This window comes from Paraburkholderia sp. UCT31 (assembly GCF_014397655.1).
Lineage (GTDB): Bacteria > Pseudomonadota > Gammaproteobacteria > Burkholderiales > Burkholderiaceae > Paraburkholderia > Paraburkholderia tuberum.
In genome coordinates, this window is the sequence record NZ_VZQP01000045.1 from 62,862 (window position 1) to 69,746 (window position 6,885).

At 66.7% G+C, this 6,885-nt stretch carries 6 protein-coding genes and 1 pseudogene; all 7 read left to right on the forward strand.

Annotated elements, in window-relative coordinates:
• The first annotated feature begins 58 nt into the window (after positions 1-58).
• The 7 genes and pseudogenes from phnT to F6X40_RS30405 all read left to right on the forward strand — a co-directional run bounded on the left by phnT (position 59) and on the right by F6X40_RS30405 (position 6,689).
• Positions 59-1,159: a 2-aminoethylphosphonate ABC transport system ATP-binding subunit PhnT gene (gene phnT, locus F6X40_RS30375; RefSeq protein WP_187630372.1), complete on the forward strand. Its 1,101-nt coding sequence runs from the start codon at positions 59-61 to the stop codon at positions 1,157-1,159.
• Complete coding sequence (locus F6X40_RS30380; protein WP_187630373.1) at positions 1,137-2,099, forward strand: 2-aminoethylphosphonate ABC transporter permease subunit; 963 nt, start codon at positions 1,137-1,139, stop codon at positions 2,097-2,099. The genes phnT and F6X40_RS30380 overlap by 23 nt, the downstream gene beginning before the upstream one ends.
• A complete protein-coding gene (gene phnV, locus F6X40_RS30385) occupies positions 2,089-2,952 on the forward strand; it encodes a 2-aminoethylphosphonate ABC transport system, membrane component PhnV (protein WP_184071351.1) in 864 nt (287 codons plus the stop codon). The genes F6X40_RS30380 and phnV overlap by 11 nt, the downstream gene beginning before the upstream one ends.
• A 114-nt stretch (positions 2,953-3,066) precedes the next feature.
• Positions 3,067-3,822, forward strand: a complete 756-nt coding sequence (locus tag F6X40_RS30390; RefSeq protein WP_184071349.1) for a phosphonate utilization associated transcriptional regulator — start codon at positions 3,067-3,069, stop codon at positions 3,820-3,822.
• A gap of 106 nt (positions 3,823-3,928) precedes the next feature.
• Positions 3,929-5,209, forward strand: coding sequence for a phosphonoacetate hydrolase (gene phnA / locus F6X40_RS30395; RefSeq protein WP_187630379.1), 1,281 nt, complete (start codon positions 3,929-3,931; stop codon positions 5,207-5,209).
• Positions 5,206-6,125 (forward strand): annotated as a pseudogene (locus tag F6X40_RS30400) (aldehyde dehydrogenase family protein). Before phnA ends, F6X40_RS30400 begins: the two are co-directional and overlap by 4 nt.
• A gap of 3 nt (positions 6,126-6,128) precedes the next feature.
• On the forward strand, positions 6,129-6,689 hold the full coding sequence (locus F6X40_RS30405) for a phosphonate degradation HD-domain oxygenase (RefSeq protein WP_187630374.1): 561 nt from the start codon (positions 6,129-6,131) through the stop codon (positions 6,687-6,689).
• The last annotated feature ends 196 nt before the right edge of the window (positions 6,690-6,885 follow it).

Here is a 6,885-nt window from a genome sequence, read left to right on the forward strand (position 1 = left end):
GCTTCGCGCGTAATGCGCGGCGCCGCATCAGCATTGATCCTGTTGGAGGACGACTCCGGTGAATACGGTCAGTCTCGCTCACCCCACTGCGCCCGGTGCTCCGCTGGATGCGCTCGACGCCGCGCGTTCGGACACGCCGGGCGGCGTGCAGATCGATCACCTGACGGTGCGCTTCGGCGCGCGCACGGTGCTCGACGATCTGTCGTTGACCATCCGGCGCGGCGAGTTGCTCACCGTGCTCGGCCGCAGCGGCTGCGGCAAGACGACCTTGCTGCGCTTCATCGCGGGCTTCATCGAGGCCGACGGTCTGGCCGGCACGCTGACGGTGGCCGGCCGCGATCTGACGCACATGCCGCCGCACAAGCGCAACCTCGGACTGCTGTTCCAGAGCTACGCGCTGTTTCCGCATCTGACGGTATTCGAGAACGTCGCGTTCGGGTTGCGCGCGCGGCGTATTCCGGCGCGCGACGTCGCGCGCCGCGTCGCCGAGGTGCTGAAGCTCGTGCAGCTCGGCGATGCCGGTCACGTGATGCCCGCGCAACTGTCGGGCGGCATGCAGCAGCGCGTGGCGCTCGCCCGCGCGCTCGTGATCGAGCCCGACGTGCTGCTGCTCGACGAACCGCTGTCGGCGCTCGATGCCAATCTGCGCGCGTCGGTGCGCTCCGAACTGAAGGCGCTGCATGAACGTCTGCCGAATCTGACGATCGTCTGCGTGACGCACGATCAGGACGACGCGCTCGTGCTGTCCGACCGCACGCTGCTGATGCGCGATGGCCATGTCGCGCAGCTCGGCACGCCGCAGCAGCTGTACGACTCGCCGGCCGACGGCTTCGTCGCGCGCTACCTCGGCGCGGCCAATCTGCTGCCGCCGCAGGTCGCGTTCGGCATGGACGACGCGCGCTACAACGAGCGCGAACGTGTCGCGTGTCTGCGTCCGGAGGCGCTGCGCATCGTGCCGCTCGGAGAGGGGCAGTTGCACGGCGCGATCGCGTCGGTCGAGTGGTACGGCGCGGCCTTGTCGGTATCGGTCGTGCTCGATGCGCTGCCGAACGACCCCGTGCTCGTCACGCTGCAGCGTGGTCTCGGCATGACGCCGGAGAAGGGCGCGCGTGTTTCCCTGCGTTACGAGGCTGGCGATGTCGTCCTTATCAAGCCCTGATACGTCCAACCCACTCGACCTTGCCGCGCAAGCCGAGGCCGAAGCAGCCGCCGCGCGCCGTCTCGCGAGCGCGGCGGCGCACGCAGCCGCCGTCAAGCGGCGCGAGCGCCTCGCGCAATGGCATCTGCTGTTCATTGCAGTCGTGGTGCTCGGACCGCTCGTCATCTATCCGCTGGTGCGGCTCGTGATGCTGAGTCTGACCGGCGCGCATGGCCTGTCTGGCCACGCGTACGTAACGTTCTTCGGTAACCCCGAAACGCGCGGCGTGATCGGCACCACGCTCGGCATCCTGTTCGCGAGCGCGAGCCTGGCGTCGCTGCTCGGCGTGGCGCTCGCGTCGCTGCTGTTCTTCAAGCCGTTTCCGGGCGCGCGCATGGTCACGCGCTTTCTCGAACTGTTCGTCGCGTTCCCGTCGTTTCTGGTCGCGTTCACGCTGATCTTTCTGTACGGCTCGCAAGGCTCGGTCAGCATCGGGCTGCAGCGGCTGTTCAATCTGCAGGCGCCGCCGCTCGATTTTCTGTTCGGCATCGGCGGCGTGATTCTCGCGGAAGTCGTGTTCTATACGCCGTTCGTCGTGCGTCCGACGTTGGCATCGTTCGCGCTGCTCGACCAGCGACTGATCGAAGCCGCGCGCAGCCTCGGCGCGAACGGCCTGATGGTCGCGTTCAAGGTGATCCTGCCGCTCGCGTGGCCGGGCATCGCGGCCGGCACGATCCTGTGTTTTCTGCTGACGCTCAACGAGTTCGGCATTCTGCTGGTGCTCGGCAGCGCCCATCTGATCACGCTGCCGGTCGCGATCTACAGCGCCGCCACCGTCGATCTCGACCTGCCGACCGCCGCCGCCGGCGCGGTCGTGATGCTGCTGATGTCGTTGTCGTTGTACGCGTTGTACCGGCGCGTCAATCGTCGCAAGGTGAAAGGAGCCGGTCATGGCGGTTGAACTCGATCCGACCGTGCTGCCGGTCATGCACAAGAAGGGCCGGCCGGTGCGGCACAGCCTCGCGGTGCGACTGCTCGGCGGTCTGTTTCTCGGCTTTGCCGCGCTGCTGTGCTTCTGGCTGTTCGTGCTGCCGGTGTTGGTCGTCGCGCTATCGAGCGTCGCGTCGCACTGGTCCGGCACGATCCTGCCCGACGGCTTCAGCATGCGCTGGTTCGAGCGCCTCGGTTCGAGCGACTTCGACGCGCTGACCACCAGCCTCGAAGTCGGCATGGGCGTCGCGGTGCTCGGCACGACCCTCGGTTTGTGGCTCGCGCTCGCGCTCGAAGGACGCGACCGGCGCGGCCTCGGCGCCGTCATCGACACGATCGCGATGATGCCCAACGGCGTGCCGAGCGTCGTGCTCGGCCTCGCGGTGCTGATCGCGTATCACAAACGGCCGCTCGATCTGTCGAGCTCGGCGGCGATCGTGGTGTTCGTGCAGCTCGCGCTGGTACTGCCGTTCTGCTACCGCTGCGCGGCCGCCGCGCTGCGCCCGGAGCTGACCGTGTTGCGCGAAGCGGCCGCGAGCCTCGGAGCGCCGCCGTCGATGGTGCTGCGCCGCGTCGTGTTGCCGCAACTGGTGCCGGCGATACGCGCGAGTCTCGCGCTCGGCTTTGCACTATCGCTCGGCGAACTCGGCGCGACGCTGACCGTATATCCGCCAGGCTTCGCGACGGTGCCGATCGTCGTCGTCGGGCAGGTGGAACGCGGCTATTACCTGCCGGCTTCCGCGCTGTCGCTGATTCTGCTGCTGGTCTCGCTGGTCGCTCTGCTGCTGATCGCGGCGCGCGCTCCGCGGCGCCGGATCGACTGACCCGAGTGAGCCGACTGACCCGACTGATCCGAGTGATCGGCGAGCGATTTCGTTGATCTGAAGCACGCGCGCGAACCGGTCAGCATCGATGTAGATGTGGCAAAAGTTGTCCAAATGACCGAATATATGCACTCTGCTTCCGTCGATCCGATCGAGGTCCTGCGCCGCCATTCGCTGACGACGCTGGTGCGCGACGAGATCGAGCGGCATATCGTCGGCGGCATGCTGGCGCCGGGCGACAAGCTCAACGAAGCCGACTGGGCGGCGCGATTGCAGGTGTCGCGCGGGCCGGTGCGGGAGGCGTTTCGCGCGCTAGAGCAGGCGGGTCTGGTGCGCACCGAGAAGAATCGCGGCGTGTTCGTGCGGACGGTGTCGCTCGCGGAGGCGGACGAGATTTACGCGGTGCGCGCGGTGCTCGAAGAGGGGGCGTGCCGGATGCTCGCGTCGAGCATCGATGCGGGCAAACTCGCGGTGCTGCGCGACTGGGTCGACGCGATGCGCGCGGCGCTCGCGTCGCACGATCACGATGCGTATGCGCGCGCGAACGTCGCGTTTCACGGTGCGCTGGTCGCGGCGGCGGGCAACACGAAGTTGTACGACACGTATCGCAGGCTCGTCAGCGAGCTGAGCCTGTTTCGGCGTGCGGCGCTAGTCGTGCAGGCCGACGCGATGGCGCGCTCGCTCGCCGAGCATCGCGCGATTCTGACAGCGCTCGCGTCGCGCGATGCGGAGCAGGCCGCGCAGTTGATGCGCGCGCATGTGCAGGGCGGGTTGCAGCGCGCGCATGCGGCCTGCGAGGCGGCGGGCGATGCGGCGCACGAGCAGCGCCTCCCGGCAGGCGCGGGTGCGGCTGGCTCGCGCGGGCGATGACGGCGCGGCGATGAAGCCGAGGCAAGCGTACCGGCAAACGCCGCGGCAGCTTCGCCCCACGAACAGACAACCCGGCGATCAAGACTTTGCAATGACAACCCCGGCAATGGAAAACCACGCGATGACACACCCCGAGCAACGCACGATCGAAGTCAACGGCCGGAGCTACCGGCTGCCTTCGCAGCCGACGGTCGTCGTCTGTGTCGACGGCTGCGAGTTTGCGTACCTGGAAGCGGCGGTCGCGGCCGGCGTCGCGCCGTTCATCGGTTCGATGCTCGAGGGCGGCGCGGCGTTTCGCGGCGACTGCGTGATCCCGTCGTTCACGAACCCGAACAACCTGTCGATCGTGACCGGCGTATTGCCGTCCGTGCACGGCATCTGCGGCAACTACTTCTGGGACACCCACGCGAACGACGGCGCGGGCGCGGCGGTGATGATGAACGATCCCGCCTACCTACGCGCGCCCACGCTGCTCGCGGCCGCCGCCGACGCGGGCGCCGCGGTCGCCGTCGTCACCGCGAAGGACAAACTGCGCGGGCTGCTCGGCTCGCAGTTGAAGGGCATCTGCTTTTCGGCGGAGAAAGCCGACGAGGTGACGCGCGAGGAAAACGGCATCGACGACGTGCTCGATCTGGTTGGCCTGCCATTGCCCGACGTGTATAGCGCGGGGTTGTCGGAATTCGTGTTCGCGGCCGGCGTGCGGCTCGCGCAGACACGCAAGCTCGACCTCATGTATCTGTCGACGACCGACTATATCCAGCACAAATGGGCCCCCGGCACCGAAGGCGCGAACGCGTTCTACTCGATGATGGACGGCTATCTCGCGAAGCTCGACGCGCTCGGCTGGGTGATCGGCCTCACCGCCGATCACGGCATGAACGCGAAGCACGATCCGCAGACCGGCGAGCCGAACGTGATCTATCTGCAGGACTTGCTCGACGACTGGCTCGACGCGTCGACGGCGCGCGTGATTCTGCCGATCACCGATCCGTACGTCGTGCATCATGGCGCGCTGGGTTCGTTCGCGACGGTCTATTTGCCGCGCGAGGTCGACGCTGCGTCCGTGATTGCGCGGATCGGCCGCCTGCCGGGAATCGAAGTCGTGCTCGATCGACGCGCCGCGTGTGCGCGCTTCGGGCTGCCTGAGGATCGCATCGGCGATCTGGTCGTGATCGGCACGAAGCATGTGGTGCTCGGCACGCGGCGCGACGAGCACGACCTGTCCGGGCTCACCGTGCCGTTGCGCTCGCACGGCGGGATTTCCGAGCAGGAAGTGCCACTGCTGTTCAACCGGCGCGTTCAGCCATCAGCCACCGGCAGCGAAGGCAAACGGCTGCGCAATTTCGATATCTTCGACGTCGCGCTCAATCGCGTGTCGACATCGTGAACACGGCGCCGCGGGACCATCCTGAGTTCCGCGCCGAAGCGCTGCGGCTGAGCGGCGAGCGCGCGACGCGCGCCCGGACGCTCGACGTGTTCGATCCTTATACAGGCATGCGCGTCGGCACGGTGCACTTCGCCAGCATCGACGATGTGCGCGCCGCGTTCGACTACGCGCTCGCGTATCGGCCGACGCTGTCGCGCTACGAGCGTTCGCAGATTCTCGAGCGCGCGGCGGTGCTGCTGCGTGAGCGGATCGAACCGGCGTCGGATCTGATTTCGCTCGAGTCAGGTCTGTCGAAGCAGGACTCGGGCTACGAGATCGGCCGCGTCGCCGACGTGTTCCGCTTTGCCTCGTTCGAGGCGTTGCGCGACGACGGTCAGAGTTTTTCGTGCGATCTGACGCCGCATGGCAAAAGGCGTCGCGTGTTCTCGCAGCGCGAGCCGCTCGCGGGCGTGATCGTCGCGATCACGCCGTTCAATCATCCGATGAACCAGGTCCCGCTAATGAGGCGGTGGCCGCGGGGGCGCGCCTGCGCCGCGGCAACTAGCGCCGCGGCGCGTTGTATGCGCCGACCGTGCTCGACAACGTCGATCCGTCGATGACGCTCGTGCGCGAGGAAACCTTCGGGCCGGTATCGCCGGTCATCGCGTTCGACACGCTCGACGATGCGATTCGCATCAGCAACGGAACACCGTTCGGGCTGTCGTCGGGCGTGTGTACGAACCGGCAGGACGCGATCACGCGTTTCATTAATGAGCTGCGCGTGGGCACCGTCAACGTGTGGGAAGTGCCAGGCTATCGGATCGAGCTGACGCCGTTCGGCGGCATCAAGGATTCGGGGCTAGGCTACAAGGAAGGCGTTCAGGAAGCGATGAAGAGCTTTACCAATCTGAAGACGTTTTCATTACCTTGGGAGTAACAGGTGGCATTGAGTCTCGACGATATCCGTGTGCTCTTCGAGCGACACGGCAGCCTCGCGTATAGCGGCGAGCCGGTGACGCAGCTCGAGCACGCGTTGCAGAGCGGCGCGCTCGCCGAGGCGGAAGGCGCGAGCGACGAACTGGTCGCCGCGGCGTTCTTGCACGACCTCGGCCATCTGCTGAACCTGCAAGGGGAGACGCCGACGGAACGGGGTGTCGACGATCTGCATCAGTATTTCGCCTTGCCGTTTTTGCGGCCGGTGTTGTCGGATGCGGTGCTGGAGCCGATTCGTCTGCACGTCGACGCGAAGCGCTGCCTGTGCGCGATCGACGCCACCTATTTGGGCCAGCTGTCCGCCGACTCGGTGCGCAGCTTGCAATTGCAGGGCGGGGTCTTCAGCAGGGAAGAGGCGCAGGCGTTTATGCAGAAACCGTACGCCGAAGACGCGATGCGTTTGCGCCGATGGGACGATCGCGCGAAAGAGAAGGATCGCGCGACGCCGGGGATTGACCATTATCTGGCCGTGGTCGAACGGGCGATGCGCGCGCATGCGACTGCGTGAGTCGAGGTGTTTTGGGTCGCGGCAGGTTGCGCGCCGAGCGGTCAAAATATCGCTTGCAAGTCCCGATGTCGGCGACTAGAATTCCGCTCTTTCGCGCTCCGGACGCCGGGGTGCGGAGAAGCGGGAAGCCTTTGATGGCGTGGGCTTCAGCGGCGTGGGCAGGTTAAGCGAGTGATAAAAACCTGTTGACGATCCG

Coding starts and splice junctions, on each gene's coding strand:
- phnV (WP_184071351.1), top strand. CDS start 2,089: ATGGCGGTTGAACTCGATCCGACCGTGCTGCCGGTCATGCACAAGAAG.
- phnA (WP_187630379.1), top strand. CDS start 3,929: ATGGAAAACCACGCGATGACACACCCCGAGCAACGCACGATCGAAGTC.
- F6X40_RS30390 (WP_184071349.1), top strand. CDS start 3,067: ATGACCGAATATATGCACTCTGCTTCCGTCGATCCGATCGAGGTCCTG.
- F6X40_RS30380 (WP_187630373.1), top strand. CDS start 1,137: ATGTCGTCCTTATCAAGCCCTGATACGTCCAACCCACTCGACCTTGCC.